The organism is Novosphingobium decolorationis, assembly GCF_018417475.1.
GTDB classification, from domain to species: Bacteria; Pseudomonadota; Alphaproteobacteria; order Sphingomonadales; family Sphingomonadaceae; genus Novosphingobium; species Novosphingobium decolorationis.
Map to the genome: position 1 here is coordinate 3,756,222 of NZ_CP054856.1, position 24,564 is coordinate 3,780,785.

A 24,564-nucleotide genomic window follows, 5' to 3' on the forward strand; every position below is an offset into this window, starting at 1 on the left:
ATTTGTGAAGAATTGGAACTTTGAGGCTCCAGGAAATCTGGCACATTGCACAGGAATGCATTCAGGCCAGCTATTCGGGGCGCACCCACGATGACCAGATTTGACCGTCGGACCTTCCTCGCCCGAACGGCCACGGCGGGGGCTTTGGCGGTTGGTCTGGATTGGACGACGCAGGCCGCTTTTGCCGCAAGCGAACCTGTCGACACGATTTTCACCAACGCACGCATCTGGACCGGGGAAGGGCGCCGGGTCTTCACCGATGCCCTGGGCGTCGTGAACGGACGCGTGGCCGCTCTCGGCCGCGAGGCGGCACAGAGCCTTGCCAGTCCCCGGACCCGGTGGATCAACCTCGAAGGCGCGTTGGTCACCCCCGGGCTGACCGACGGCCATGTCCACTTCACGCTCGCCTCCGGCACCCTCGACCAGCCATCGCTGCGCACCGCGCGCAGCCGCGACGCCTTCACCGCGGTCCTGGCCCGGGCTGCAGAGGACGCGGCGCCTGGACAATGGCTCCAGGGGGGCAACTGGGACAACGATGGCTGGGGCGGCGAACTGCCGACGCGGGACTGGATCGATGCCGTCACGCCGCATACACCCGTCGCGGTCGTTCGCTATGACTTGCACATGGTCCTGATGAACAGCGCCGCGCTCCAGGCGATCGGTATTGCCGATGGCATGGCTGACATTCCGGGCGGCGTCGTCGTACGGGATGCGACAGGTCGTCTCACCGGCGTGTTCAAGGACGCGGCCAAGGACTTCGTGCTCGCGCGCATCCCTGTTCCCACCGAGGCCGCCATCGACGCGGCCAACCGCAAGGGTATCGCGCTCGGTCTCTCGAAAGGCATCACCCAGGTTCACGAGCCTGGCATCAGCTGGGACACGTTCCATTCGGCCCGGCGCATGAAGGCCGCAGGTGGGCTCGACATGCGCTTCTATGCCATGACCCCGCTCTCCGATTGGGAAAAGCTCGCCGCAATCGTCGCCGAGGAAGGGCGCGGCGATAGGCTGGTACGCTGGGGCGGCTGCAAGGTTGTCTTCGACGGCTCGCTCGGATCGCGCACCGCGCTGTTCTACGCCCCCTATTTCGATGATCCCTCGACCCGGGGCATCACCGTCACCGACGAGGCGGATATGCGCCGCTGGGCGCGCGAGGCGGACAAGGCCGGCTTCCAGTTGTCCGCCCATGCCATCGGCGATGAAGCGAACGACATCGTCCTCGCGATGCTGGCCGATACCGCCGCGGCGAATGGTCCGCGCGACCGGCGCAGCCGCATCGAACACGCCCAGCACCTTTCGCCCGGCGCCATTGGACGTTTTGCCGAACAGGGTGTCATCGCGTCGGTTCAGCCCTACCACGCCATCGACGATGGCCGCTGGGCGGGGCGCCGGATCGGTACGAAGCGCCTCGAGACGACCTATGCCTTTCAATCGCTGCTCGCGAGCGGGGCGCAGGTGTGTTTCGGCTCGGACTGGCCCGTGGCTCCGCTGGACCCCTTGACCGGCCTGAAAGCGGCAACCCTTCGCGAAACGCTCGACGGCAAGAATCCCGATGGCTGGTTCCCACGCCAGCGGATGGGCATCCACGATGCCCTCCTGTGCTATGGCAAGGGAGCAGCCTGGGCCGGTGGCAGTGAACAGGACACCGGGTCTCTCGCCCCCGGGCGGCTCGCCGATTTCGTGGTCTGGGATAGCGATCTGACCACGATGCCCCTGGAAAAGCTCGACACGGCAAGGGTCCTTGGCACCTGGCTGGAGGGCCGTCAGGTCTACGGCTGAGGGGATTGGCCCCTTGAAGTACGTAGAATTGGATGTTTTGCAGGGACTAGAGGAGCCGCACTCTTCGCAATACAACGGGACTTCAGGGGCATGTCCCGGGCATAACCAGTTTGCACCTTAGGGGGGTGCTCTTAGTGAGGGATCAAACAATGCCGACCAAATCCACGCGCCTTCGCCTGAGCCGCACGAGCCGTGCCAGCGCCAGCTCGCTCGTCCTTGCGGCCGGGCTTGCCGCGCTCACCACGCCCGCCTTCGCGCAGGACAGCCGGACGACGCAGGAAATCGTCGTCACCGCGCAGCGTGAGAACGCCACGCACGTTGGCAACGGCGGCTCTGCCGGTGTCCTGGGCGACAAGGCGGCCGAGGACCTGCCTTTCAACGTGCGCAGCTTCGACGAGACCTTGATCCTCAACCAGCAGCCGCGCTCGCTGGGCGAAGTGCTCGAGAATGATCCCACCGTGCGTACCACGTACGGCTACGGCAACGCGGCCGAGAGCTTCATCATTCGCGGCTTCGAACTCTACGGCGACGATGTGGGCCTCAACGGCCTGTACGGCATCACCCCGCGCCAGCTGATCGCGCCCGAACTCTTCGAACAGGTGCAGGTCCTCAACGGCTCCTCGGCCTTCCTCAATGGCGCCGCGCCGGGCGGTTCGGGGCTGGGCGGCAGCGTCAACCTGCTGCTCAAGCATGCAGGTGACCAGAACCTCAACCGGGTGACCCTGGGCTACACCTCGGACGCGCATTTCGGCGGCAGCTTCGACGTCTCGCGCCGCTTCGGCAACTTCGGCATCCGCATCAACGGCAACTACCAGGACGGCGAGACCGGCATCGACCGCGAGGACCGCAAGACCCAGGTCCTGGGCGTCGGCCTCGACTGGGATTCAGGCCCTGTGCGCATGAGCCTCGATGTCGCCTACCAGAAGGTGCGCGTCGATCACCTGCGCCCGAAACTCACGCTGTCGACCAGCGAACTGCCCGAGATTCCCTCGGCCAGTTACAACTTCGCTCAGGACTACACCTATACCGACCTGCGCGACGTCTTTGGCGTCTTCAATTTCGAGTACGACTTTGCGCCCAACGCCACGATGTGGGTCAAGGCCGGTGCTCGTGACGGTTCGGAAGAGGGCATCTACGGCGGCTTCAACCTCTACGACGCCCAGACCGGCGACGGCTACCTGACCGCGCTTTACGTCCCGCGCACCGACAACAACGAAGCGGTCGAAACCGGCGCGCGCGTCACGCTGGGCAGTGCGATTACCCAGGAGATCGTGATCGGCGCCAATGCCAGCTGGCAGGTCAACCGCAACGCCTACGATTTCCGCTACGGCACCGACTTCACGGGCGTCGCCAGCAACTACTATGATGCCGTGCAGATCGACCTTCCGGATTCGGTCTATGTCGGCGGCGACCTCGACGATCCCTATCCCATTTCGAAGATCAACACCTTCTCGACCTTCGCCTCGGACACGGTGGGTTTCTGGGACGACCGCATTCTCGTGACCGGAGGGCTGCGCCTCCAGAAGCTGGAAACGAAGAGCTACTCGGCCTTCGGCGGCGAGCTCACCGGGACCCAGGAGCTCAACAAGATCACCCCGGTCGCCGGTGTCGTGGTGAAGCCGGTCGCGGGTCTTTCGTTCTATGCCAACCGGATCGAATCGCTGCAGCAGGGGCCGACCGCCGGGTTCGGCGCCAGCAACTTCGGCGAGGTCTTCCCGCCCTATGTCTCGACCCAGTACGAAGTGGGCGGCAAGCTGCAGATCGGAGCGATGTTCGCCAGCCTAGCCTGGTACCAGATCGACAAGCCCTACGGCTACACCGACGTCGATACGCTGGTCTATGCGATCGCCGGAACGCAGCGCAACCAGGGCGTGGAGTTCACTCTCAACGGCGAAATCCTGCCCGGCTTGCGTCTGATCTCGGGCGTTAGCCACGTGGACGCCAAGCTGCTGGAATCCACCGATCCCAGCGCCGGAACCACGCCCAAGGGCGTGCCCGACTGGACCGCGAACGCCAATGTCGAATGGGACACGCCGCTGCCGGGCTTCACCCTGACCGGCCGCGTGACCTACACTGGCAAGCAGTGGGTCGACGTGGCGAACACATTCAAGCTCCCGAGCTGGACCATCTTCAACGCCGGCGCACGCTACGTCTTCGCGGCGGGCGAGGTCCCTGTCACCCTGCGCTTCAACGTCGATAACATTGCCGACAAGAAGTACTGGGCCTCGGCCTACGACAGCTTCTCGTCCGCTGTTCTCCAGGGCCAGCCCCGTACCTTCAAGGCGTCGATCTCCGCCGACTTCTGATCGAGGAGTCCCCCAAGGGGCGAGGCCGGTTTCCTCACGGGCCTCGCCCCTTCGCGCGGGACTTGCCATTTTCTCGGTCTCCACTGCCAAGGACGCTCCCGATGCCCGCCACCTTCTTCCAGGACGACGATGTCGATCCCGAGATCCGGGACTGGCTCACGCAGATGTTTGCGGCCTCGGCCGCCTTGGGATCGCGGCCGGGCATGGAGGTCGCGCAGACGCGCGCCATTGCCGAGCAGCAGCGTGAACCCTGGCGTCGCGGAGGCCCTGGGATGTACGCCAGCGAGGAACTGCACGTCGGTCCCCATGCGCTGCGCGTGCGCATCCACCGGCCGGTGGCGGAGGATGTCCTCCCCGTTCTTGTCTATCTTCATGGGGGGGGCTGGTCGCTCTTCAGCATCGACACCCATGACCGGCTGATGCGCGAGTACGCCGCGCGCGCCGGGATCGCCGTGCTTGGCCTCGATTACAGGCTGGCCCCGGAAAACCCTTTCCCCGCCGCGATCGAGGACGTCGCCGAAGTTCTCGCCTGGCTCGATGAGGAAGGGCCTGCCCACGGTCTCGACCCGGTCCGCTACGCGCTTGGCGGAGACAGCGCCGGTGCCAACCTGGCCTTGTGTGGAACGCTCGAACGCCGCGCCGCGGGCAAGCCGCTTCCGCGCGCGATGCTCCTCAACTACGGGGCCTACGATCGCGCCGAGCGGCCCAGTTACGAACGCTACGGCGATGGCGAACGCTACATGCTTACCGGCCCGGAAATGGCCGATTTCTGGACCACCTATCTTGGCGTGGAAGCCGTTCAGGACCCACGCGCCCTTCCTTTCCGGGCCGATCTTGGCAGGCTCGCTCCAGCCTGGCTGTGCATCGCGCAATGCGATGTCCTGCTGGACGAAAACCTGGACATGGCCCGGAGGCTTGCCGAAGCCGGAAACCTCGTGGAAAGCCATGTCTACCAAGGCGCGACGCACAGCTTTCTCGAAGCGGTCGCGGCCTCCTCCCTCGCCGACCGCGCGATAACCGAGGCTTCGGAATGGCTCGCCAAGCAGATGAAGTAGAGCTGGCACCGTCGGGCCTGGGCCGGGAGCGGACAGGCCGGTTTGGAGGAGCCAGTCAGCTAAACGCGACATCGCCGCTTTGACCTGGCCGGGGTAAAAGGACCTGCCAGCGTGACGGAATTGGTCGACGCATCTCAACAGCGATCCTGGAAGTGGGTACGGGTTCGATCCCCTGACGCTGGCACCTTGTCCGGACCAGATGGGAACCAGCGGGTTTCAGCCCTTTGCCGTCCGATCCGGCCAATAACCCTAAGGTTCAGCTCTGACAGAGGTCTACCAGCGCTCGATCCAAGTTGGCCGCTGCCGCTTTAACTCTTCCTCGCACAAGGATATTTGACTTCCTTTGTGATCGCTGTAAACATGTCTTGTGATCAGCGTTCACAGGGTTTGCTAGATTGATTCGACAGAATGAGCCGGAGCTTGTTGGACTTAATGAGATCGCCACCATGGCTGGCGTCTCACGACAGGCCGTTGCCAATTGGCGAACTCGCTATCGAGACTTTCCCCAACCGCTGGTCGAACTCAAGGCTGGCCCCGTCTTCAGGGTCGGTCCAGTTAGAGCTTGGCTACGAAGAAGGAAAATTCCTATGGCGCGTATCGTCTCGTTGATAAATTTGAAGGGCGGGGTAGCAAAAACCACCACGACAGTCGCCTTGGCCGAGACGCTGTCTTCTCAGCACGGAAAGAAGGTTTTGGTAATCGATCTCGATCCACAGACGAATGCCACCACCATGCTAATCGGGGAGAAAAAGTGGAAGTCTCTAAACAAGAAGGGCCACACGCTTGCCACGCTGTTCAAAGATGCGCTGGATCCGACGAACCGAACCTTCGATCTTGATAAGACCCTCCAGAAGGGTGTCTCCGACGTAAAGGGTGCGAACTCGATCGACCTCCTTCCATCGAGCTTGGATTTAATCGACGTCCAGGATCGGCTTGCTAGCGCACCTTCTGGGCAGTTCTATGCCCAGACTCCGATCGACCTGCTCCGCCTGGCGGTAAAGCCGATCCTAGATAACTATGATGTTGTCCTGATCGACTGCCCGCCGAACCTCGGTATAATTACGCTCAACGGCCTTCGCATTTCGGAGGGCTATATCATCCCCACCGTGCCAGACGTTCTGTCGACTTACGGCATCCCACAGATCGTGAAGCGCGTTGGAAACTTCTCCAAAGACGTCGGCGAGGACATCGAACCCCTTGGAATCGTGATCACTAAGTATCAAGAGAACAGTACGATCCATTACAACGTCTCGCGCGACCTCCGAGGTCGTGGCGATCCTCCCGTGTTCGACACCGTCATCCGCCAAGCGAACCAGATCGCGGCAGCCGCCGAAAACCAGCCAAGCGAAAGGACGCTCAAACAGAAGTACGGCTATGGAGATCTGGCTGAGAGATACATTGATCTCGCTGCGGAACTCATTGAGACGCTGGAGGATCTATGAAGCTTAAGGCACGATTGACGCAAATAGCGACACTCATCGCCAGCGAGGCTGACCGCAATCCCGAGTTCGCGGCCCAGCTTGAGAGTCTTCTGGGTGACATCAGAAAGGCTCCGGCAAAAAAGCCCGTGCGCAAGTCGATGAACAAGGAGGCGCCCACTGGCGGTGGACCGACGGGCCATCGAGGGAGGCGTCCACCGGCAGTCCTAGATCCCGTGGCGCTCGCACGGGAAAGCGAGGCTGCACTTAGGGCAGGTCTGGCCGAACTCGATCATGATCGCCTGCTCGACGTGGTCGCAGAGTATGGCATGGACCCTGGGAAGCTAGTTATGAAGTGGAAGGACGACGGACGTATCCTGGAGCGTATCGTCGAACTATCCATGGCCCGAGCGACCAAAGGTGACGCCTTCCGCGCCGACTGATCGGATGTCCAGCGATTGGAGGCGCGAGGCACCACCGAAAAGAGCGACTGCTTACAGAATGACGCGAGGGCCGTGCGAATGACAGAATTGGGCGCCTGACTGCCCTGCGGCTTCTCGAATATCGGAATGATTGCGAATATAAGGGAACAGTGCAATCATAACCCGATGAACCGCACGAAAGCCGAGTGGAAGAGATGGGCGCCTGAGCTCTGGCTAGCCGTAATGTTTTTTATGATCGCGGGGTTTTCGATCCGGTCTGCAATTGCCGGAGCAATTTTAATCTTTACCTCCGCGCTGTTTTGGCTGGTCGAAACCCGGTTGCAGCGGCCGCGCCGATCCTATTGTCGATTGGCTCTGGGATCAGCCCTTCTACTAATCTTCTTGGTTTACGTTTCCTGGCACGGCGAAAAACTGCTTGCGGGCCTGACGTGGCTCGGCATGACAGTGATTGCCCTGTTCATCACCGCTTCCTATGAGCGGCAGGAAGGGCTGAGCTGACCCCTCCTAAATGCGTCCCTTCGCCAACTGTCACACCCAACAAAACCGAAGGTCTACTCCCTGGCGCATTAAATCGCACCTCGAACGGCCGACGAGGGCGCAGCGCAGAATTTCAGCACACGCCCCATAGCAGCCGTCAGTACATTGTGGCACCATCGCTGCTATGAACGCTTTTCTGTTGCTCGGTTTGGCAGCTGCTGCCGTCCTCCCCAATCCTGCGGGCATCTGGGATCTTGAGGTCGATCAAACCACAATTTTCCGTTTCGAGCTGCGCGATACGCCGCATGGAATAGAGGCAACTTGGGAACGCCCAGAGCACTTCCAATTTGATGGAGACACATTCTCCCAAGTCTCAGGTGAGAACGGCGGAGCAATATTCGACCACGCTAGCGGCGGGATAGTCCTGCTGCGGGCGGCGTAAAAGTCGTCCACCTTGAAGCCTTTCTGCCAAGTCAGGGAGGTGTGGGGATCTACAGCGTGGAACTTTATCTTCAGGTCCGTTTGGCTTGCGCGGATGGCATGAGCCAGCGGGCGGCGGCGAAGCGTTTCAATGTGTCGCGCGACACGGTGCGCAAGATGCTGTCGTTTTCATCGCCACCGGGTTACCGGCGTCAATCTGTCCCGCAGCGTCCGAAGCTGGACGGGTTTGTGGCGATCATTGATGGATGGCTTGAAGGGGACCGCTGCGTCCCGCGCAAACAGCGCCATACGGCGAAGCGGGTATTCGACCGCTTGCGCGCCGAGCATGGTTTCACCGGCGGCTATACGATCATCAAGGATTACATCCGCGAGCGTGAGCAACGCAGCCGGGAGATGTTCGTGCCGCTGGCCCACCCGGCGGGGGATGCGCAGGCCGATTTCGGGGAAGCGCTGGTGGAGATCGGCGGGGTGCAGCAGAAGGCCTACTTCTTCGCACTCGATCTGCCGCACAGTGATGCCTGCTATGTGCGGGCCTATCCGGCGGCGGTGGCGGAGGCCCGGTGGACGGACACGTTCATGCCTTCGCGTTCTTCTGGCGCGGTGCCGCGCTCGATCGTCTATGACAACGATCGCCGCCTTGTGGCGAAGATCCTGCCAGACGGCACGCGTAAGCGTGCCACGCTGTTCAGCGCTTTCCTGTCGCATTACGTGATCCGCGACCGCTATGCCCGCCCGGGCAAGGGGAACGAGAAAGGCAATGTGGAAGGGCTGGTTGGTTACTGCCGCCGCAATTTCATGGTGCCGATCCCGAAGTTCCCGACCTGGGAGGCCTTCAACCTATGGCTGGAGGAGCAATGCCGCAAGCGCCAGCAGGACAAGGTGCGCGGACAGAGCGAGACGATCGGTGAGCGCTTGCAACGCGATCTGGCAGCCATGCAGCCTCTGCCCGCTACACCCTTCGAGGCCTGCGATCAGACGAGCGGGCGGGTCTCCTCGCAATCCCCGTGCGCTACAGGACCAACGATTATTCGGTTCCGGTGGCCGGGGCCATCAGGAGGTCTGGATCAGGGCCTATGTCGATGAGGTGGTGGTCGGCTGCCGCAGCGAAGTCATCGCCCGTCATCCTCGTTGTTATGCCCGCGAGGAGGTTATCTTCGACCCGCTCCACTATCTCCCGCTGATCGAGCAGAAGATCAACGCATTCGACCGTGCCGCGCCTTTGCAGGGCTGGGATTTGCCCGAAGCGTTCACGACACTGCAGCGGTTGATGGAAGGCCGCATGCACAAGCATGGCAGGCGTGAATATGTACAGGTGCTGCGCCTGTTGGAAACGTTCACCCTCGCCGATCTCCGTGCGGCGGTGGAACAGGCCATTGATCTTGGCGCCATCGGCTTCGATGCCGTCAAGCACCTCGCCCTGTGCCGGGTCGAACGCGTACCGCCCGTGCTGGACTCGACGTCTATCCCTTCCTGCCACGCACAACGGTCGAGAAGACCTTTGCCAGAGCCTATCTGAGCCTGCTCTCCGACCAGCAGGAGGCCGCATGAGCGATCAGACCCCGGAGCTTCTTCTCGCTCACAATCTCAAGGCACTCAAGCTGCCTACGTGCCTGCGAGCACCACAAGCTCGCCCGGCAATGTGCCGCTGAAGGCGTCGATCATATCCGCTTCCTCGCCCGCCTTGTCGAGATGGAGATGATCGACAGGGAGCGTCGTATGGTCGAGCGGCGCATCAAGGCCGCGCGCTTCCCCGCCGTCAAAAGCCTCGACAGCTTCGACTTCACCGTCATCCCCAGGCTCAACAAGATGCAGGTGCTCGAGATGGCGCGCTGCGAGTGGATCGAGCGGCGTGAGAACGCCATCGCTCTGGGGCCATCGGGCACCGGAAAGACGCACGTAGCGTTAGCTCGGACTGGCAGCATGCCAGAAAGGGCTGTCGGTGGGCTTCACCACTGCGGCGGCGCTGGTCAGCGAAATGATGGAGGCGCGCGACGAGCGGCGTCTCCTGCGCTTCCAGAAGCAGATGGTCGGATACAAACTGCTCATCATCGACGAACTGGGCTTCGTACCGCTCTCCAAGACCGGCGCCGAACTGCTGTTCGAGCTGATCTCCCAGCGTTACGAACGCGGCTCCACCTTGATCACCAGCAACCTGCCCTTCGACGAATGGACCGAAACCTTCGGATCCGAGCGTCTCACAGGCGCGCTCCTCGATCGCCTGACCCATCACGTCAGCATCCTCGAGATGAACGGCGAAAGCTATCGCCTCGCTCACAGCCGGGCCCGCAAGGCCAAAATCAGACCCTGAAAAGCAAGCCAATGCCGGGGGGAGTGGCCCTCGGGCTACGCCCTCACGCCACTCCCCCCGGCGTGTAACACGATGGCCTGGTTTTACGCCGCCCCATGGCCGACTTTTGCTCCGCCGTTGACACTCAGGGCCATCCCTGCGCCGCAATGCCAAAAGCGTGAAAGTTGTCGACGACGACGTGGAGATGAGCTTCGACGACCCTGCACCGTACCCATCCGGTGAAGGCCGCAGTGGCCGTGGCTAGGTCGCCTTTGGTTTGATGATGCGCTTTGCTGCGGCGTTGCGTCTGACAGCGATACGAGCGAGCCCCGCTTCGATCGGCAAGATGTCGAGTTCGTCCGGGTCGTAGCCGTCGAGCCAGTCGTTGATTTCGATATGCTGCTCGTGCGTGGGATCAGACCTGATCTCCAGCATCTCGTAGAAGCCGGAGATCCCGCCGCAATCCTCGGGTGGACACTCGCGCTCGCCGCCGATGAAGCGGGGATAGGCGAGAGCCGGATCTCCCTGCCGAACGTCGCTCAAGGTGAGCGTGTGCTGCCAGTCGTCACCAAAGTCGTAGGAATACGCGATCGTGGTCGCGCCGGGAGCGAGTACGTCGCGCAGGCGGATGCGCGCGGCAATCTTGCGCGGAGCGGTTCCCCAGTCGTCTTCCATCGGCAGGCCATAAGTCTGGTCGTCAATGCGCATCTCCCAGAGATGGTAATCGAACCATCCCATCGCGGCCTGCACGATGTCGTGCAGGACCTTGAGAGTGACCGAGGTCGGCACTTCGACCAGGCGCCAGATTGGCGGATCGCTGTCCTCAAGCTCGATGCGCAGCCTTGCGATCTGCAGGAAACTGTCGGTGGCTGTGGGCCTGTCTGTCGATCGGGCGGTCATGCCACCTGCGATAGCACTCCGGGCCGGACTTGCCAGTTCCAGGGGAGCAGTTCGTCGATCCGGTTGACGGGATGCTCGGCAATGCGCGCGAGGACATCGGCCAGCCGTGCCTGCGGATCGACATCGTTGAGCCGGGCGGTCTGGATCAGCGTATAGAGCACGGCGGCGCGCTGTCCGCCGCGATCGGAGCCGCAGAACAGCCATGCCTTGCGCCCGAGGGGCACGCAGCGCAGCGCCCGCTCGGCTGCGTTGTTCGTGAGGCAGATCCGGCCATCTTCGAGGAAGCGGGTGAAGGCCCCCCAGCGTCGGAGCATGTAGTTGATGGCCTTGGCCAGATCGTGGCTGCGCGAGAGCTTCGCGAGCTGGGCGGTGAGCGGGCGTGCAGATCCGCCATCTGCGGTGCGCTGAGGTCCTGCCGGACGGCGAGGCGCTCTTCGGTGGCCTTGCCGCTGATGCCACGCTCGATCTCGAACAGGGCATCGAGGCGCTGCACAGCTTCCAACGCGATCGGATAGATCATGCCGGTACGCTCGCCGCGGCTCTTCCTGCGTGCGGCGGCCTCGACGTCGGCGAGTTCGAAGAACTTGCGCCGTGCATGCGCAAAGCAACCCGCCTCGGTCACGGGTGCGGGCTGACGGCCGGGCGCGTAGAGCTCGTTGTAGCCGCCATAGGCATCAGCCTGCAGAATCCCGGCCCAGGACGCCAGATGCGCCCGAGGATGCTCGCCGCGCCGGTCGCGGGAATAGTGGAACAGGGCTGCGGGCGGATCGCTGCCGGCAAAGGACCGGTCATCGCGGACGTAAACCCACAGGCGCGCGGTATCGGTCTTGCCCTTGGCGGGACCGGCACGGTTGTATCGTCGCCATGCAGCCGCCGGGCCGCAAGCACGTGCGCCTCGATCCGTCGATAGAGCGGCATCAGGGCGAAGGCCGCCGCGCCCACCTGGTCGGCCAGCGTCGAGGTGCTGAGCGCCACGCCTTCGCGCGCGAAGCGCTCGGCCTGGCGGTTGAGGGGCTGATGCTGGCCATACTCGAACAGCAGCATGGCGAGGAAACTGGGGCCGGCCCATCCGCGCGGCACGACATGGAACGGCGCTGGAGGCTGCGTGATCGCCTCGCAATCCCGGCACGAGAACTTCTCGCGTACCGTTTGGATCACCTTCCACTGGCGCGGGATCACTTCGAGCGTCTCGGTCACGTCTTCGCCCAGCTTCGACAGGCGCACGCCGCCGCAGGACCGGCATGAACACGGTGCGGGAATGACAACGCGCTCGCGCGGGAGGTGTGCGGGGAGCGGCTTACGGCTCGGCCGCTTGCGCGCGAAGGCGGCAACGTCGGCTGTCCTGGCGGCGGCAACTTCTGGCGGCTAGGTCATCCTCGCAGGCATCGGCCTCGAGGTCTTCCAACTGAAGCTCAAGCTGGTCGAGAAGTCGACGGCTGCGCTCGGCACTGGCGCCATATTGCTCGCGGCGCAGCTTGGCGATCTGCAGCTTGAGGTGGGCGATCATCGCCTCGGTCGCGCTCTCGCGGGCCCTGGCATTGGCGAGGCGCGCCTCGGCCTCGTCGGCGCGTTCAAGCGCGGCGGACAGCAGCGCCTTGAGCGCTTCGACGTCGTCCGGAAGGGGCGATGCGGCCGTGTCCATGACGAGCATGGAATCACAGATCGGCGCAGCATTGAAGCGAAAATGCGCCGGAAGGCGAAGAAAGTGGCTGGTCTATCCGGCGCTCTGCGGGCGCCAGGAATACTGCGGGTTACGCCAGTCGATCCCTTCCAGCAGGCAGGACAATTGCGCGTTGGTCAGCGAGACGATCCCGTCCTTCGCCGAGGGCCACACGAAGCGTCCTTCTCGAGCCGCTTGGAATAGAGCGACATGCCTATCCCGTCGTGCCAGATGATCTTGATCAGCGATCCCGTCCGTCCGCGAAACACGAACAGGTCGCCCCCATGCGGATCGCGCTTCAGGCCCTGCTGGACCTGCAAGGCCAGCCCTTGCATCCCTTTGCGCATGTCCGTGTGCCCCATGGCGATCCACACCCGCGCGCCCGCTGGGATCACCGCAGCGCCTTCAAGGTCGCGGTGACCAGTGCAGCGGGAGCTTCGGCCGAAATGCGAACGCGCCGACCTTCGCCCAGTTCGACGGTGATCACGCCGCAGCGATCACAGCCGTCCACCTTCTCGTCCTTAGTGAGGACCGCCTGGGCAAAGGCTGCCTCCACCATCGGAAGGGATGCCCCTTTGGCTTGTTCGCGTCGCAGATTGCGCCGCCAGGTGTAGATCAGGCTGGTCGATACGTCCCGCCGCCGGGCTACGTCCGCGACACATGCGCCCGGCGCGAAGGCCTCGGCCAGGATCTTGAAGCGCTCCTCGTCCCGCCACCGACGCCGCCGCTCCGGCCCCGTCATCACCGTAATCTGCCCCATGCTGCGCTCCTAAGCTCGCTCATACGAGCGCTCTTAAGACCGGTCGTTCACTCACCGGACAAGGCGGGGCTCACCGGATGGGTACCCTGCACCCAACTCACGCCCCGACGTTTTCCGTTTCCACCAAATGGATGCAAATCATGCTCGGATCAACTACGAGGGCATGGAACCCTTCGAGCTCATTCGATCAGACACGAAGGCTCCGCAGCTTGGGTCATGGAACGCCGATCGCAACTATACTCGTTCGATCGTGCGCCCGACTAATGCCGAGATGACGGCGATCTTCAACGCCGATCAGGCAGACCGCCGGGCGAAGAATATCGACTGGTCCAAAGTGGGCCCGGCAGATGACCAACGATTGGCTCGGACAAAGGAATTGCTTGCTGAAGGCGCGCTGCAAAGCGGAGATGACTTCGAGCACGCAGCCTTCGTATTTCAGCACGGCAACAAACCTGACGACTTCCTGCAAGCCCACCTCTTGGCAATGATCGCCGTGGCACGGGGCAAGCCGGGCGCTATCTGGATCGCGTCTGCTACGTTAGACCGTTACCTCCGCAACATCGGCCGGCCGCAAGTCCTAGGCACTCAGTATAGTCTACCTAAAGACGCGCCGGTCACGCAGGAGCCGTATGACCGAACTCTCATCCCCGACGCCATGCGAAAGGCGCTTCATGTGCCGACGCTTGCGGAACAGGAGCAGAAGCGGCAACGGATGTCAGAACGCCGCTCCGCTGAGAAAAAGCCATAGGTCTGGCCCCCCATCCCGGCTGCTGGCCGATCTGGTCGGCAAGGGATAGCGGACGGGCCGCTGCCAAGCGCGCCAGACCGGCCCTAGAACGACCGACAAGGGCGCGCAGCCGACCAGTCGCACCCGCCCTATTGCAGCCAACGACGAGCTTATCCGTCTAGGGGCAACTCGTCCCGGTAAACGATCATGGAATAGCCCAGGCGCGATGCATCCTGTGCCGCCGATCTCAGCGTTTCGTCCTCGATCGCAGAGAGATCAGCGTCGAGTTCCTTCTGTCGCTGAACCTCGACAAAATTCCATCCTCTGTCCTCGGCTCCGGCTACGGCAGCCGAGCGGGCAGCTTCGACCCCTGACCCTCTGCCATAAAGCAAGAGGGCATGTTGCGCACCTGGACGGTAGCGTGTGGCCTCGGTCGCGACACCTTTGGCGGAGAATATGAAGAGGGATTGGGTCATATGCTCAAGCTACACGAACGCCCTCCGGCAGCAACGTCTGCGCTCCAACCATCACGGCTGCGGGTCGATCTGGTCGGCAGGGGATAGCGGACGAGCCGCTGCCAAGCGCGCCCGATCGGCCCTAGAACGACCGAGACGGGCGCACCACGGCAGAATTCCACACGCGCCCCTTGCGGACATTCAGATTCGACCGGCTCAGTGCCTACAATGAGATGAGGAGCGGACGTTAGATCAGCGCAATAGCGAGACCCCAAAGACGAAAACTGCGAGGCTATGCAGCGGAACGCTCCAGATGGCGAAACCTCGTCCAAATGAGCCTTTCTTAGTTCGGCGCAACAAGAACCAGCCCAAACTAACGGCGGCGATACTCACCGCAACAAAAGCCACCCCAGTTTGTGGCTGGTTTGAGAGGATTTCGACTGGAGCATACGGGAGCGGGAATACAGCGGTCGCAGTCCATGCGCCGTGATTCCAGCTACGCTCTGCCTTCTTTTCCTGGCGTTGGTCATACAACCACTCCGGTTCATTCGATCGTTCTGGCGGCAACTGCATTCTTCGGCCCCTTTCTGGCACCCTCGTAACGTATACCAGCAGCGACAATCGGCAATGTCCGCAAAGTCATCGCAAGCTGACATTGGGCGATGAAAATGACAAAGGTTGCTTCCCTCCGCCCCCTGCTGCTGGCCGATCGGATCGACAAGCCTAACCGGACAGACGGCTTAGAGTCGGTTTCGAAACTCACGCTGACCGAGCCAAACGGCGTAGCATGAGCATGGCGGCGGCGGCGTAGAGGAAGGCTGCGGCGGATTTGAGGGTGGCTTCCACGTCCTTGGCCAGACGGCGGTTTCGATTGACCCAAGCGAAGAACCGCTCGACCACCCAGCGCCGAGGGAGGACGACGAAGCCGGACTGCCCGGCGATCTTGCTGACTATCTCGACGGTGATGCGGGTCGCCTCGGTGACACGGTGATGGTTATAGCCGCCATCGGCCCAGACCTTCTCGATGAACGGGAAGAGGCCGCGCGAGATTTGCAGCAACGCGCCGCCGCCATCACGATCCTGGACATCGGCGGTGTGCGGCTCGACAAGCAGCGGCCTGCCGTCAGTATCGACCAGAGCATGGCGCTTGCGACCTTTGATCTTCTTGCCAGCATCGTAGCCGCGCGGTCCGCCGCTCTCGGTGGTCTTGACGCTCTGACTGTCGATGATGGCTCCGCTTGGCGAGGCGTCCCTTCCGGCTCGCTCGCGATCGAGCGCGACCAGCGCATGGTTGATCCGCTCGAACAGGCATTCGTCACGAAACCGGGCAAACCAGCGGTAGACCGTCTGCCACGGCGGGAAGTCCTTGGGCAGCAACCGCCATGCAATCCCGCCGCGCAGAACGTAGAAGATGGCGTTCACGATTTCGCGCATTGGCCATTGCCGTCGCCGCCCCGTCGTGCGCGCCTCGGGAACAAATGTCGCGATCAGCGCCCACTCGGCATCGCTCAAATCCGTCTGGTAACGCTTCGAAACACGCGTATGCTGCACGCGGGTGGCTGGGGTCCACATCAAGATCTCCGGGTTGTCTGCAAAACCCCCGGAATCACACGAACCTCAGCCGCTCAACCCCTTTCGAAACGGCCTCTTACTGACACGCCGGATCGGCACTTGAACGACCTACTTGGGCGCGAAGCAGCCTCTTTCTGGCTGGCGGCGCAGTCCTGTGCGGCGCTTAGCCCGCTTCCACGAAGGCGCATTCAAGCCGCACGTCGTCGAGCAGGCTTTCGATGGCGGCGCGTTGGGCCTCGGTGCCGCTAGGCCTGACATCCCAGTTGCAATGCGGGTGTGTCTTTCTGTCGCGCACGATGACCTTCCCGACGGCTCGGCGCCAGGTCTGGGTGGTGCCGCCATTTTGCCGGACGAGGCGTGTTATCAGCAGGTGTTCGAGATCGGATGCCGTCATGCCCGCCGCATAGCTGTTCGCGGCGGCTATTCCAACACGGCGCGCGCAGGCGCTTGGGCGGCGGCGTCAGCGCAACTGGCTGTCCTTGCTGCCGCGCCGGTTGATGTGGGAATGGGCGATCGTCTTGTCGCGTTGCCCCTGGCAGGCGACGCAGGTTCGCACGCCCGGCAGGGCTTCGCGCCGACGGGGGGGAATGGTCTCGCCGCACTCTTCGCAGTATTCGAGCCCCTCGCCAGCGGGCATCCGGGCGCGTGCGCCGCGCACCGCGTCGCTTACCGTGTCATCAATCTGATCCTGCACCGCGCCATCGCGCGACCATCCACCGGCCATATCCATTCCCATTCGTATCGTGGTTTAGGACGTGGGGACCTGATGCGGGCGATTCAATACGTGGCATGTCCGGGCCGCACGGCAGGGCTCGGGCGTCAGAAGCGGGCGCGCAGGCCCAGGGTCCAGCGGCGGGGGGCGCCGGGGCCATAGGCGCGCGGGTTGGAGGCATCCGGGGCTTCGGCAAGGTCGACCTCGTCAACTTCGCTGAACGTGCCGAAAGTGGCGTAGTCGCGGTCAAGCAGGTTGCGCACGTTGGCAAAGAGCGAGAGGCCCGGGACCAGTTCCAGGCTGGCGCGCAGGTGGACCAGGACATAGCCGGGGACACGCGGGGTGAGGTTGGCCTCGTCGCCGACCAGGCCCTGACCCGAACGGGCGAGGACATCGCCGCCTATCGAGAAGGTCCGGCTGCCCAGTTCGCCTTCGTAGTCGGCGCTGAGCGTGGCGCCGTGGCGCGCGATGCCCGGGAGGCGATCTCCGGGGCGGACCTCAATCTGGCCGTCTTCGTCGGCGAGGGGATGCGAGGGGCTTGATACGGCAAGCGCCTGGCGGAAGGTCGCGTCGGTGAAGGCATACCCGGCCGCGATGCGCCAGCCGCCGTTTTGCGCTTTCACCGTCAATTCCAGGCCCTGACGGCGGGTCGAGCCCATGTTGCGGAAGTAGGCCCGCCCGCGCACCTCGGAGGCGACGTACTGGATATCGTCGGTGTTGGTGGTGCGCCAGCCGCTCGCCAACCAGTCGAGCGTCCATCCGCCCTGCGCGATCTGGCCCGCCGCGCCCACCTCGAAGGTCTTGGCAACGACCTGCTTCAAGGGCGGATCGGCCACGAAGAAGTTGGTGAGGCTGCACGGCGCGTCCTCGTCCGCGCAGGAGAGTTCGGCCGGGGTGGGCGTGCGGTTGGTCTCGGTGTAGCCCGCGCGCAAGGTGAGGGCCGGGGCGACACGCCAGTCGAACTCGATCCCCGGGTTGAGGCGGGAGAAGTGGTGCGTCCCATTGAGCGCGGTGCCGATGCCGTCGATCAGCTCGATCCGGGCGCGGTTGTAGCGAAGGCCGATTTCGGCGCGCAGACTGTCGGTCAAGGGGAGGCTGTCGGCAAGGAACAGGCCCCAATAGCGGGTCGTGGCGGTGAGGCGCACGGGCGCAATGGCACCGTCCTCCTGCACGATCTGGACGCCGAGACCCTCGACGCTGCGATCTTCGGTCAGGGCGCCGAGGGTGGTGCCTGCGCCAAATGTGCTGGTGCTGGTATCGTAGCTGAAGCCGAGCGCCAGATGGTTCTCTCCGGTCCACAAGGCGCGCTCGTCGATGATCTGGGCGAGGACACCCATGGAGCGGGTATGGACATTGCCCCTGTTGAGGACGCCGTAGCCATCGACGCCCGGTACGGCAGGGATTGATAGGCCGGCAGGGTCGGTCAGGACCCAGCTTGCCTCACCGCCATCGCCATCATCGTCGTCGTCGTCATCGCCTGCCGCTTCAAGACAGAGCAGGGCCTCATCGTCCTCGCACGGCTCGATGTCGGCGACATCGCCGTTGAGGGTCGAGACCTTGAGGCGCTGGCGATAGGCGGTGGCCTCGATCCGGGTATCGGAGCCGAGCGCGACCCAGGGGTGGACACTGATCCGGCCATAGCGGCTTTGCGAATTGTCCGGCCAGCTGAAGACCGAGCGGCGGCGCGCGGCGAGCAGTTCGACAGGGGCCACGCCGTTGCCGGTCAGGTCGGTGTCGGCCGCGATGAATTTCACATGGACGCCCGCATCGACGCCATCAAGGCCAAGGTCCGCGTAGCCGTTGACCAGATCGGACGGGCTGAAATCACGCCAGCCCCGCTCACGCCGGGACTGGAAGGCGCCGAAGTAGCTGAAGGCGCCGGTTCTGCCCCCGGCCGAGAGGCTCACCGTGCGCTCACCAAAACGGCCCGCGGCAAGGGAGGCGTCCATGCCGGGATCGCTGCGTCCGGTCGCCGTCTGCAGCACCATCGAGCCGCCCAGCGCGTTGAGGCCGTAGGCGGGGCTGGGGTCGGCGAGCGTGACGCTGCGGATCGCGGCGTCCGGGATGAGGTCGAAGCCCACGGTGTCGCCGAAGGGCTGGTTGAAGCGTGCACCATCGAGGTAGACCGCGATCCCTTGCGCCTGGCCCTGGAGCGGGGAGGCGACGAAGCCGCGGTAGACGAGATTGGGCTGCCAGGGGTTGCCCTGCGCGTCCTGCAGGCTGGCGCCGGGCAATGTGCGGGTGAGCACGCCCAGAAGGTCCGGCGTGCCGTTGCGGGTGATGTCGGACGCATCGAGTTGGATCGCATCGTCGAGATCGAAGCGCCCGCCTGGCGCAGTGACGACGATGGTCGGGACCTCGTCGTCCTCTGTCCGGATGCCCGTCGTCTGGGTCGCGGACGTCTGGGCGGTGGCCGGGGCGGCGAGGCTCGCGCACCACAGGCCCGCCGCGATCGCGGAGCATCTGCGCATGATCCTTGATCTCTCCCTGGATCGAATTCGTGGGGAGAGCCTAGGAAGGGGGCCGGGATCCTCGCAATTGGACCTAGGACCAATCTGGAGCGATATGTGGGGAAGGCATTAGCCTGGCGCAGATTCGTCGCGCCGTTGCAGGGACTTCAGCCCTCGACCGGGCGGATGAGACCTTCCTGCGTGGCGCTGGCGACAAGCGTGCCCTTGCGGTCGAACAGGGCGCCGCGCGCATAGCCGCGGGCGTGCCCGGCCCAGGGGCTGTCCATGGTGTAGAGCAGCCAGTCATCGACATCGGGATCGGTGTGGAACCACATGGCGTGGTCGAGGCTCGCGGCCTGGAGGCGGGGCGAGAAGAACTGGGTGGGGTGCGGCAGCGAGGTCGTGCGCAGCAGCGCGAAGTCGCTGATGTAGGCGAGCAGCACGCGCTGCAGCGCAGGGTCGGCCTGCATCGGACTGGCGAGGCGAATCCAGTAATGCTGCGCGGGAAGGGCATCGCCCCCGCCATGGTCTTCGCCCGAGCCGCTGACCTCGGGCGCAACGCGCACATCGAAGGCGGCGAGCTTGACCAGTGAGCCCGACGAAATCGCCTGTCCCATCGCGGCAAGGGCGGTTGCCAGATCCGGGCAATCGTCAGGCGCGGGCAACTGCGGCATGGTCTGCGCGTGCGCGAAGCCGGGCTCGGCGCGGTGGAAGGAACTGGCCAGGTTCAGGATCGGGCGCCCGTCCTGGATCGCGACGACACGGCGGTGGGTGAAGCTGCCGCCGTCGTAGTCGCGCAAGGTGCGGTAGATGATCGGCTTGCGCACGTCGCCTGCGCGCAGGAAGTAGGCGTGGAGCGAATGGCACTGGCGGGCGTCCTCCACGCTGTGCGCGGCCGCGCGCAGGGCCTGGGCCACCACCTGGCCGCCGAAGACCCGGCCTGGCTCGGTATCGCTGGCGGGGGCCCTGTAGAGATCGGTGTCGAGCCGCTCGATGGTGAGCAGGTCACCCAGCGCCGCCACGGCAAGGGAGGAGGGGTTATCCAGCATCGTGCGTCTCCTGGTCCGGCCGGGCCTTGGCGATCCACTCGCTGGCTTCGGTTTCGATCGCGACGAGTTCGCCCAGCGTCTGTTCGATCGCCTTTTTCTGCTTGCGCAGGTCTTTTATGCGCTCCTGCACCTTCTGGCGCAGGTTGCGCATCTGTTCGACATGTTCGGGATCGACTTCGTAGAGGTCGAGGAATTCCTTGATCTCGCGGATCGTGAAGCCCAGCCGCTTGCCGCGCAGGATCAGCTGCATGCGGCCGATCTCGCGCCGCGAATAGATGCGCATGGTGCCCGCGCGCTGGGGCGCAATCAGGCCCTTGTCCTCGTAGAAGCGCAAGGTGCGCATGGTGACGCCCAGCTGGCTCGCCGCCTCCTGGATGCCGAGCATGTCGGGGGCCGGATCGCCGTCAGGTTCCGGCTCCAGCGCGTTCACGCCGCGTCCCCGGTTTCGCCGCGGCGCGCCTTTTCCTCGGCGACGAGCTCCTTCTTGGAAAGCTTGCCGACAAGGGTCTTGGGCAGGGAGTCTCGAAATTCGATCGCGGAGGGCATCTCGATCTTGTTAAGCCGTTCGCGCAGGAATTCCAACAGTTCCTCATCCGAAAGGGTGTCACCGGGGTGGAGTGCGACGAAGGCCTTGGGGGCCTGTCCGCGATAGGGGTGGGGGATGCCGATCACGGCGGCCTCGTTCACCATCGGGTGCTCGTAGATCGCCTCCTCGATGATGCGCGGGTAGACATTGTAGCCTCCGCACAGGATCACGTCCTTGATGCGGTCGACGAGGAACAGGTAGCCGTCCTCATCGACATAGCCGATGTCGCCCGTGCGCAGCGCGCCGTGGGTGAAGGTCTTTTCGCTTTCCTCCGGGCGGTTCCAGTAACCCGACATGACCTGGGGGCCGCGCGCGCAGACCTCGCCCTTCTCGCCGACCGCGCACAGGCGTTCGAGGTTGTCGGGATCGCGAATTTCGATGGTCGTGCCGGGAAAGGCGGGCCCGCACGAGTTGTCCTTGACCTCACCCTCGAGCGGGTTGCAGGTGATGATCGGGCTGGCTTCGGACAGGCCGTAGCCTTCCACCACGCGCACGCCGGTGCGTTCCTCGAAGGTGTGGCGCACCTCCAGCGGGAGCGGCGCGCCGCCCGAAATGCACACCCGCACGCTGGAGAAGGCACCGTGCGTCTCCTCGCCGTTCAATGCGGTGTAGAGCGTGGGCACCCCGAAGAACTGGGTCGGCCTGGTGCGCAGGGCGGTCTTGAGGAAGGACTTCATCTCGAAGCGGGGCAGGAGGATCATCTCGGCCGCGGTGTCGATGGAGTAGTTGAGCACCGTTGTCAGGGCAAAGACGTGGAAGAGCGGGAGGACGCCCAGCGTGCGCTCCTGCGTCTCGGGCATGTGGCCCACGTGGGCAAGCATCTGCGCCGAATTGGCGGTAAGGTTCGCGTGGGTGAGCATCGCGCCCTTGGGCACGCCGGTGGTGCCGCCGGTGTATTGCAGCACGGCGAGGTCGTCGGGATCGCGGGCGACCGGATCGGGCGCGACCCGGCGCGCGACAAGATCGTCGTAGGCGATGAAGCGCAGGTCATGTTCGGGGAAGGGCACGATGTCGCCGCGCTTGAAGAGCAGGAACGCGCCGCGCTTGAGCGAAGGGAGGGCATCGGCAAACGAGCACACGACGACGCGCTTCAGCTGGTGCTTGCCCAGGAGGTCTGCGACCTTGGGCATGGAGACCTGCAGGTCGGCGGTGACAAGGATCTCGCAGCCCGAATCCTCGACAAGGTGCGCCATCTCACGCTCGGTGTAGAGCGGATTGAAGTTCACCACGACGCCGCCCACGCGCAGGATCGCGAAATAGAGGATCACGTAATAGGGCGTGTTGGGCAGGCACAGGCCGACCCGCGTGCCCTTGACGACGCCCAGGTCCTGAAAGCCGCGCGCCGCACGTTGCGCGCGCTCGCCGATCTCCTCGTAGGTCCACTTGCGGCCCATGAAGTCCACGGCGTTCCAGTCCCCGTGGACCTCGACAGCATGGTCGAGCAGGTCGGTCAGCAGGCGCGGCGCGATGGGGGGCATCTCGTCCGCCGTAGCGAGGGAGGAAGTCTGTGCCAGGCGGTCCATGCCGCCCATCTGCGCCGCGCGTGTCATCAGAAGGTCATCCTTGCGCCAAGAGAGAAGACGAGGGCGGAGGCATCGGTCAAGGTGCCGTCCACCAGGATCGGCGTCTGCACGGGTGTTCCCGCGTAGGAGGCCGTGGTGCGGTCGATCGGCGCGTCCTCGAAGCTGATGTACGAGGCTGCGAAGTCCACCGTCAGGTTGCGCGTGGCCGCGTAGCTGGCACCGGCCGAGAAGTTCAGGCGGTCGCTGTCGGGCACGCGCGCGTCACGGTGGCCATCGCGCGTGGGCGTCTGCCCGTACTGGATGCCGCCGCGCACGGTGAGCTTGGGATCGAGGGCGTAATCAAAGCCGCCCGCCAGGCTCCAGATGTCGCGGTAGCCTTCGGGGATCGAGGTGTTGATGGGCGCGCCCAGATCAATCGAATCGAACTCGCTCCAGCCCACGCGCACCGCCTGGAAGTTGAGGGTGAGCTCGGGTGTTGCGCGGTAGCGGACCGATCCGATTGCCTGCCAGGGCGTGGAGAAAGTCGCGCTGGTCGCCACTTCCATGTTCTGCCCGGCCAGCGGCCCCAGCAGTCCCGAATTGGTGAGCGTACCGTCGAGCTTGTGCTTGATCGCCGACTTGTAGGCGAGGCCGAGCGAGACGGGGCCGCGGTGCATCTGGGCGCCGACCGACCAGCCCGTGTTCCAGCCATCGCCCTTGAGGCGCTGGTGCCCATCGGGAAGCGCGGCGGACAGGTTGGGCAGGTAGTTCGAGAGTTCGGCCTTGGCGTGCTGGACGTTGAGGCCGGCGCCCAGGTGAATGCCCGGCGCCAGCTCGACCGCGACGGTCGGCTGGATGTCGATGGTGCGCAGCTCGGTCTTGTCGGCGGTGTAGCGCGCCCAGCTGTCTTCCGAATAGTCGGTGGTGAAGTTGTAGGGGGCGCTGACCGCAAGGCCGAAGGCGAACTTGCCAAAGCCATAGGCAATCGCGCCGGACGGCAGAACGCCGGTGTTGATCGGGTCCTTGGCGACCGGATCGCCGCCGACGGAGGCCGGCGCGGTGCCCGGGCGCACGATCAGGGTGTTCTCATCACGCACCTTGCCGCGCGGCAGGATGGCGCTGGCGTGGAGGGAGGCTTCGCCGCCTTCCATCCCGGCAATGGAAGCCGGGTTCCACCAGATGGATTCGACGCCCGTATCGGCGGCTTCGCCCGAAAACGCGCGGCCCTGCGCGCGCACCGACTGCTCCTGAAGATAGAAACCTTGCGCGTGGGCCGTGCCCGCTGCGCCCAGAGCGCCCAGCGATACCGCCGTGCAAAGGGCGACCCGCCCCGTCATTCGTGTCATGTGTCTTCTCTCCCAAGAAGGATATTTTGGTGTTGTAAGGCGTTAACGCGCGAAGGAGGCTAGTCGATCCGCGTCCAGGTCTGGGTCTTGCACAAGGGCCACACGATGCAGCCTTTCAGCTTGAGCGTATTGGGTCCGTCCAGCGAGATCGTGGCCTTGTAGGTGCCCCCGTCTTCGGGGTTGTAGATCGAGCCCTTCTCCCACTTGTCGCCGTCCTTCTCGAAGCCGCCGATGATCTGAAGACCCTTCAGTTTGCGGGTGCGCTTGGCTTCGTCCTTGTTGTTGACGTCGCGCAGGTCCGGGTTCTTCTTCAGGTTGTCCGAGCTGACCAGGCGGCCGCAGATCGAGGCGCCGCAGCGCGAGATCTCGATGGTGCCGTTCTTCGATGGGGTGCGCCAGGTGCCGAGCGCCGAATCGGCGCTGGCTGCCTGCGCAGGTGCGGCCAGGCCAAGCCCGGCAGCAAGCGCAAGAAGCGCGGATTTGCTGGTGTGCATGCGCAATCTTTCATCCTCTCTCTTCCCACGGTCTCGACCGTGACCCGGGTTGGGAACCGGGCCACGGCCTGCCGTGTTGAAGATTCAATAGCGCAAATTTTGCTTGACGTATAGGGAAAGAATTGCACCCTTAGGGAAGACATCGACA

Annotated in this window: 22 protein-coding genes and 3 pseudogenes; 11 read left to right on the forward strand and 14 right to left on the reverse strand. The window is 64.1% G+C overall.

Annotation, left to right across the window (positions count from 1 at the left end; all coding sequences use genetic code 11):
* Positions 1-90 precede the first annotated feature (90 nt).
* From HT578_RS17370 to istB, 10 genes and pseudogenes are all read left to right on the forward strand, one after another.
* Positions 91-1,776 (forward strand): amidohydrolase, encoded by a 1,686-nt coding sequence (locus tag HT578_RS17370; RefSeq protein WP_213500865.1) that lies wholly within the window; start codon positions 91-93, stop codon positions 1,774-1,776.
* Between the two features lie 149 nt (positions 1,777-1,925).
* Positions 1,926-4,082, forward strand: a complete 2,157-nt coding sequence (locus HT578_RS17375) for a TonB-dependent receptor (protein WP_213500866.1) — start codon at positions 1,926-1,928, stop codon at positions 4,080-4,082.
* Positions 4,083-4,183: 101 nt separating this feature from the next.
* Positions 4,184-5,137, forward strand: a complete 954-nt coding sequence (locus HT578_RS17380) for an alpha/beta hydrolase (protein WP_213500867.1) — start codon at positions 4,184-4,186, stop codon at positions 5,135-5,137.
* A gap of 587 nt (positions 5,138-5,724) precedes the next feature.
* Positions 5,725-6,579: a ParA family protein gene (locus HT578_RS17385; protein ID WP_213500868.1), complete on the forward strand. Its 855-nt coding sequence runs from the start codon at positions 5,725-5,727 to the stop codon at positions 6,577-6,579.
* Positions 6,576-6,998, forward strand: a complete 423-nt coding sequence (locus HT578_RS17390) for a hypothetical protein (protein ID WP_213500869.1) — start codon at positions 6,576-6,578, stop codon at positions 6,996-6,998. The genes HT578_RS17385 and HT578_RS17390 overlap by 4 nt, the downstream gene beginning before the upstream one ends.
* A gap of 222 nt (positions 6,999-7,220) precedes the next feature.
* Positions 7,221-7,496 (forward strand): hypothetical protein, encoded by a 276-nt coding sequence (locus HT578_RS17395; RefSeq protein WP_213500870.1) that lies wholly within the window; start codon positions 7,221-7,223, stop codon positions 7,494-7,496.
* A gap of 163 nt (positions 7,497-7,659) precedes the next feature.
* Positions 7,660-7,917, forward strand: coding sequence for a hypothetical protein (locus HT578_RS17400; RefSeq protein ID WP_213500871.1), 258 nt, complete (start codon positions 7,660-7,662; stop codon positions 7,915-7,917).
* A gap of 41 nt (positions 7,918-7,958) precedes the next feature.
* Positions 7,959-8,999 carry an IS21 family transposase gene (istA, locus tag HT578_RS17405; RefSeq protein ID WP_213500872.1) on the forward strand — a complete coding sequence of 347 codons (1,041 nt, stop codon included), beginning with the start codon at positions 7,959-7,961 and terminating at the stop codon, positions 8,997-8,999.
* A 1-nt stretch (position 9,000) separates the two neighbouring features.
* Positions 9,001-9,432, forward strand: coding sequence for a hypothetical protein (locus HT578_RS17410; RefSeq protein ID WP_213500873.1), 432 nt, complete (start codon positions 9,001-9,003; stop codon positions 9,430-9,432).
* A 28-nt stretch (positions 9,433-9,460) separates the two neighbouring features.
* Positions 9,461-10,224 (forward strand): annotated as a pseudogene (istB, locus tag HT578_RS17415) (IS21-like element ISSsp5 family helper ATPase IstB).
* A gap of 240 nt (positions 10,225-10,464) precedes the next feature.
* On the opposite strand, the gene HT578_RS17420 reads toward istB, so the two are convergent.
* The 4 genes and pseudogenes from HT578_RS17420 to tnpA all read right to left on the reverse strand — a co-directional run bounded on the left by HT578_RS17420 (position 10,465) and on the right by tnpA (position 13,523).
* Positions 10,465-11,103, reverse strand: coding sequence for a plasmid pRiA4b ORF-3 family protein (locus HT578_RS17420; protein WP_039396108.1), 639 nt, complete (start codon positions 11,101-11,103; stop codon positions 10,465-10,467).
* Positions 11,100-12,745 (reverse strand): annotated as a pseudogene (tnpC, locus tag HT578_RS22610) (IS66 family transposase). Before tnpC ends, HT578_RS17420 begins: the two are co-directional and overlap by 4 nt.
* A 72-nt stretch (positions 12,746-12,817) precedes the next feature.
* Positions 12,818-13,125, reverse strand: a pseudogene (gene tnpB, locus HT578_RS17430) (IS66 family insertion sequence element accessory protein TnpB).
* 29 nt (positions 13,126-13,154) lie between these two features.
* Positions 13,155-13,523 carry an IS66-like element accessory protein TnpA gene (tnpA, locus tag HT578_RS17435; RefSeq protein WP_039396105.1) on the reverse strand — a complete coding sequence of 123 codons (369 nt, stop codon included), beginning with the start codon at positions 13,521-13,523 and terminating at the stop codon, positions 13,155-13,157.
* 163 nt (positions 13,524-13,686) lie between these two features.
* Here tnpA and HT578_RS17440 point away from each other — a divergent pair, with 163 nt between their 5' ends.
* A complete protein-coding gene (locus HT578_RS17440; RefSeq protein ID WP_239026337.1) occupies positions 13,687-14,271 on the forward strand; it encodes a hypothetical protein in 585 nt (194 codons plus the stop codon).
* Positions 14,272-14,420: 149 nt separating this feature from the next.
* Here HT578_RS17440 and HT578_RS17445 read toward each other — a convergent pair whose 3' ends face one another.
* From HT578_RS17445 to HT578_RS17490, 10 genes are all read right to left on the reverse strand, one after another.
* Complete coding sequence (locus HT578_RS17445) at positions 14,421-14,726, reverse strand: hypothetical protein (RefSeq protein ID WP_213500874.1); 306 nt, start codon at positions 14,724-14,726, stop codon at positions 14,421-14,423.
* Between the two features lie 738 nt (positions 14,727-15,464).
* Positions 15,465-16,277: an IS5 family transposase gene (locus tag HT578_RS17450; RefSeq protein ID WP_213500422.1), complete on the reverse strand. Its 813-nt coding sequence runs from the start codon at positions 16,275-16,277 to the stop codon at positions 15,465-15,467.
* A 163-nt stretch (positions 16,278-16,440) separates the two neighbouring features.
* Complete coding sequence (locus HT578_RS17455; protein WP_213500875.1) at positions 16,441-16,671, reverse strand: hypothetical protein; 231 nt, start codon at positions 16,669-16,671, stop codon at positions 16,441-16,443.
* Positions 16,672-16,737: 66 nt separating this feature from the next.
* Complete coding sequence (locus HT578_RS17460) at positions 16,738-17,001, reverse strand: DksA/TraR family C4-type zinc finger protein (protein ID WP_039388723.1); 264 nt, start codon at positions 16,999-17,001, stop codon at positions 16,738-16,740.
* Positions 17,002-17,096: 95 nt separating this feature from the next.
* Positions 17,097-19,460 (reverse strand): TonB-dependent receptor, encoded by a 2,364-nt coding sequence (locus HT578_RS17465; RefSeq protein WP_213500876.1) that lies wholly within the window; start codon positions 19,458-19,460, stop codon positions 17,097-17,099.
* Positions 19,461-19,606: 146 nt separating this feature from the next.
* Positions 19,607-20,488, reverse strand: a complete 882-nt coding sequence (locus HT578_RS17470; RefSeq protein ID WP_338422143.1) for an acyl-CoA thioesterase — start codon at positions 20,486-20,488, stop codon at positions 19,607-19,609.
* A complete protein-coding gene (locus tag HT578_RS17475; RefSeq protein WP_213504430.1) occupies positions 20,478-20,873 on the reverse strand; it encodes a MerR family transcriptional regulator in 396 nt (131 codons plus the stop codon). Before HT578_RS17475 ends, HT578_RS17470 begins: the two co-directional genes overlap by 11 nt.
* A gap of 41 nt (positions 20,874-20,914) precedes the next feature.
* Positions 20,915-22,624 carry a long-chain-fatty-acid--CoA ligase gene (locus tag HT578_RS17480; protein ID WP_213500877.1) on the reverse strand — a complete coding sequence of 570 codons (1,710 nt, stop codon included), beginning with the start codon at positions 22,622-22,624 and terminating at the stop codon, positions 20,915-20,917.
* On the reverse strand, positions 22,624-23,922 hold the full coding sequence (locus HT578_RS17485; protein WP_213500878.1) for an OmpP1/FadL family transporter: 1,299 nt from the start codon (positions 23,920-23,922) through the stop codon (positions 22,624-22,626). Before HT578_RS17485 ends, HT578_RS17480 begins: the two co-directional genes overlap by 1 nt.
* A gap of 59 nt (positions 23,923-23,981) precedes the next feature.
* Positions 23,982-24,416, reverse strand: coding sequence for a DUF2147 domain-containing protein (locus HT578_RS17490; RefSeq protein WP_039388714.1), 435 nt, complete (start codon positions 24,414-24,416; stop codon positions 23,982-23,984).
* Between the last annotated feature and the right edge of the window lie 148 nt (positions 24,417-24,564).

Coding starts and splice junctions, on each gene's coding strand:
- HT578_RS17370 (WP_213500865.1), top strand. CDS start 91: ATGACCAGATTTGACCGTCGGACCTTCCTCGCCCGAACGGCCACGGCG.
- HT578_RS17375 (WP_213500866.1), top strand. CDS start 1,926: ATGCCGACCAAATCCACGCGCCTTCGCCTGAGCCGCACGAGCCGTGCC.
- HT578_RS17380 (WP_213500867.1), top strand. CDS start 4,184: ATGCCCGCCACCTTCTTCCAGGACGACGATGTCGATCCCGAGATCCGG.
- HT578_RS17385 (WP_213500868.1), top strand. CDS start 5,725: ATGGCGCGTATCGTCTCGTTGATAAATTTGAAGGGCGGGGTAGCAAAA.
- HT578_RS17390 (WP_213500869.1), top strand. CDS start 6,576: ATGAAGCTTAAGGCACGATTGACGCAAATAGCGACACTCATCGCCAGC.
- HT578_RS17395 (WP_213500870.1), top strand. CDS start 7,221: ATGTTTTTTATGATCGCGGGGTTTTCGATCCGGTCTGCAATTGCCGGA.
- HT578_RS17400 (WP_213500871.1), top strand. CDS start 7,660: ATGAACGCTTTTCTGTTGCTCGGTTTGGCAGCTGCTGCCGTCCTCCCC.
- HT578_RS17420 (WP_039396108.1), bottom strand. CDS start 11,103: ATGACCGCCCGATCGACAGACAGGCCCACAGCCACCGACAGTTTCCTG.
- tnpA (WP_039396105.1), bottom strand. CDS start 13,523: ATGGGGCAGATTACGGTGATGACGGGGCCGGAGCGGCGGCGTCGGTGG.
- HT578_RS17440 (WP_239026337.1), top strand. CDS start 13,687: ATGGAACCCTTCGAGCTCATTCGATCAGACACGAAGGCTCCGCAGCTT.
- HT578_RS17445 (WP_213500874.1), bottom strand. CDS start 14,726: ATGACCCAATCCCTCTTCATATTCTCCGCCAAAGGTGTCGCGACCGAG.
- HT578_RS17450 (WP_213500422.1), bottom strand. CDS start 16,277: ATGTGGACCCCAGCCACCCGCGTGCAGCATACGCGTGTTTCGAAGCGT.
- HT578_RS17455 (WP_213500875.1), bottom strand. CDS start 16,671: ATGACGGCATCCGATCTCGAACACCTGCTGATAACACGCCTCGTCCGG.
- HT578_RS17460 (WP_039388723.1), bottom strand. CDS start 17,001: ATGGCCGGTGGATGGTCGCGCGATGGCGCGGTGCAGGATCAGATTGAT.
- HT578_RS17465 (WP_213500876.1), bottom strand. CDS start 19,460: ATGCGCAGATGCTCCGCGATCGCGGCGGGCCTGTGGTGCGCGAGCCTC.
- HT578_RS17470 (WP_338422143.1), bottom strand. CDS start 20,488: ATGCTGGATAACCCCTCCTCCCTTGCCGTGGCGGCGCTGGGTGACCTG.
- HT578_RS17475 (WP_213504430.1), bottom strand. CDS start 20,873: ATGCTCGGCATCCAGGAGGCGGCGAGCCAGCTGGGCGTCACCATGCGC.
- HT578_RS17480 (WP_213500877.1), bottom strand. CDS start 22,624: ATGACACGCGCGGCGCAGATGGGCGGCATGGACCGCCTGGCACAGACT.
- HT578_RS17485 (WP_213500878.1), bottom strand. CDS start 23,922: ATGACACGAATGACGGGGCGGGTCGCCCTTTGCACGGCGGTATCGCTG.
- HT578_RS17490 (WP_039388714.1), bottom strand. CDS start 24,416: ATGCACACCAGCAAATCCGCGCTTCTTGCGCTTGCTGCCGGGCTTGGC.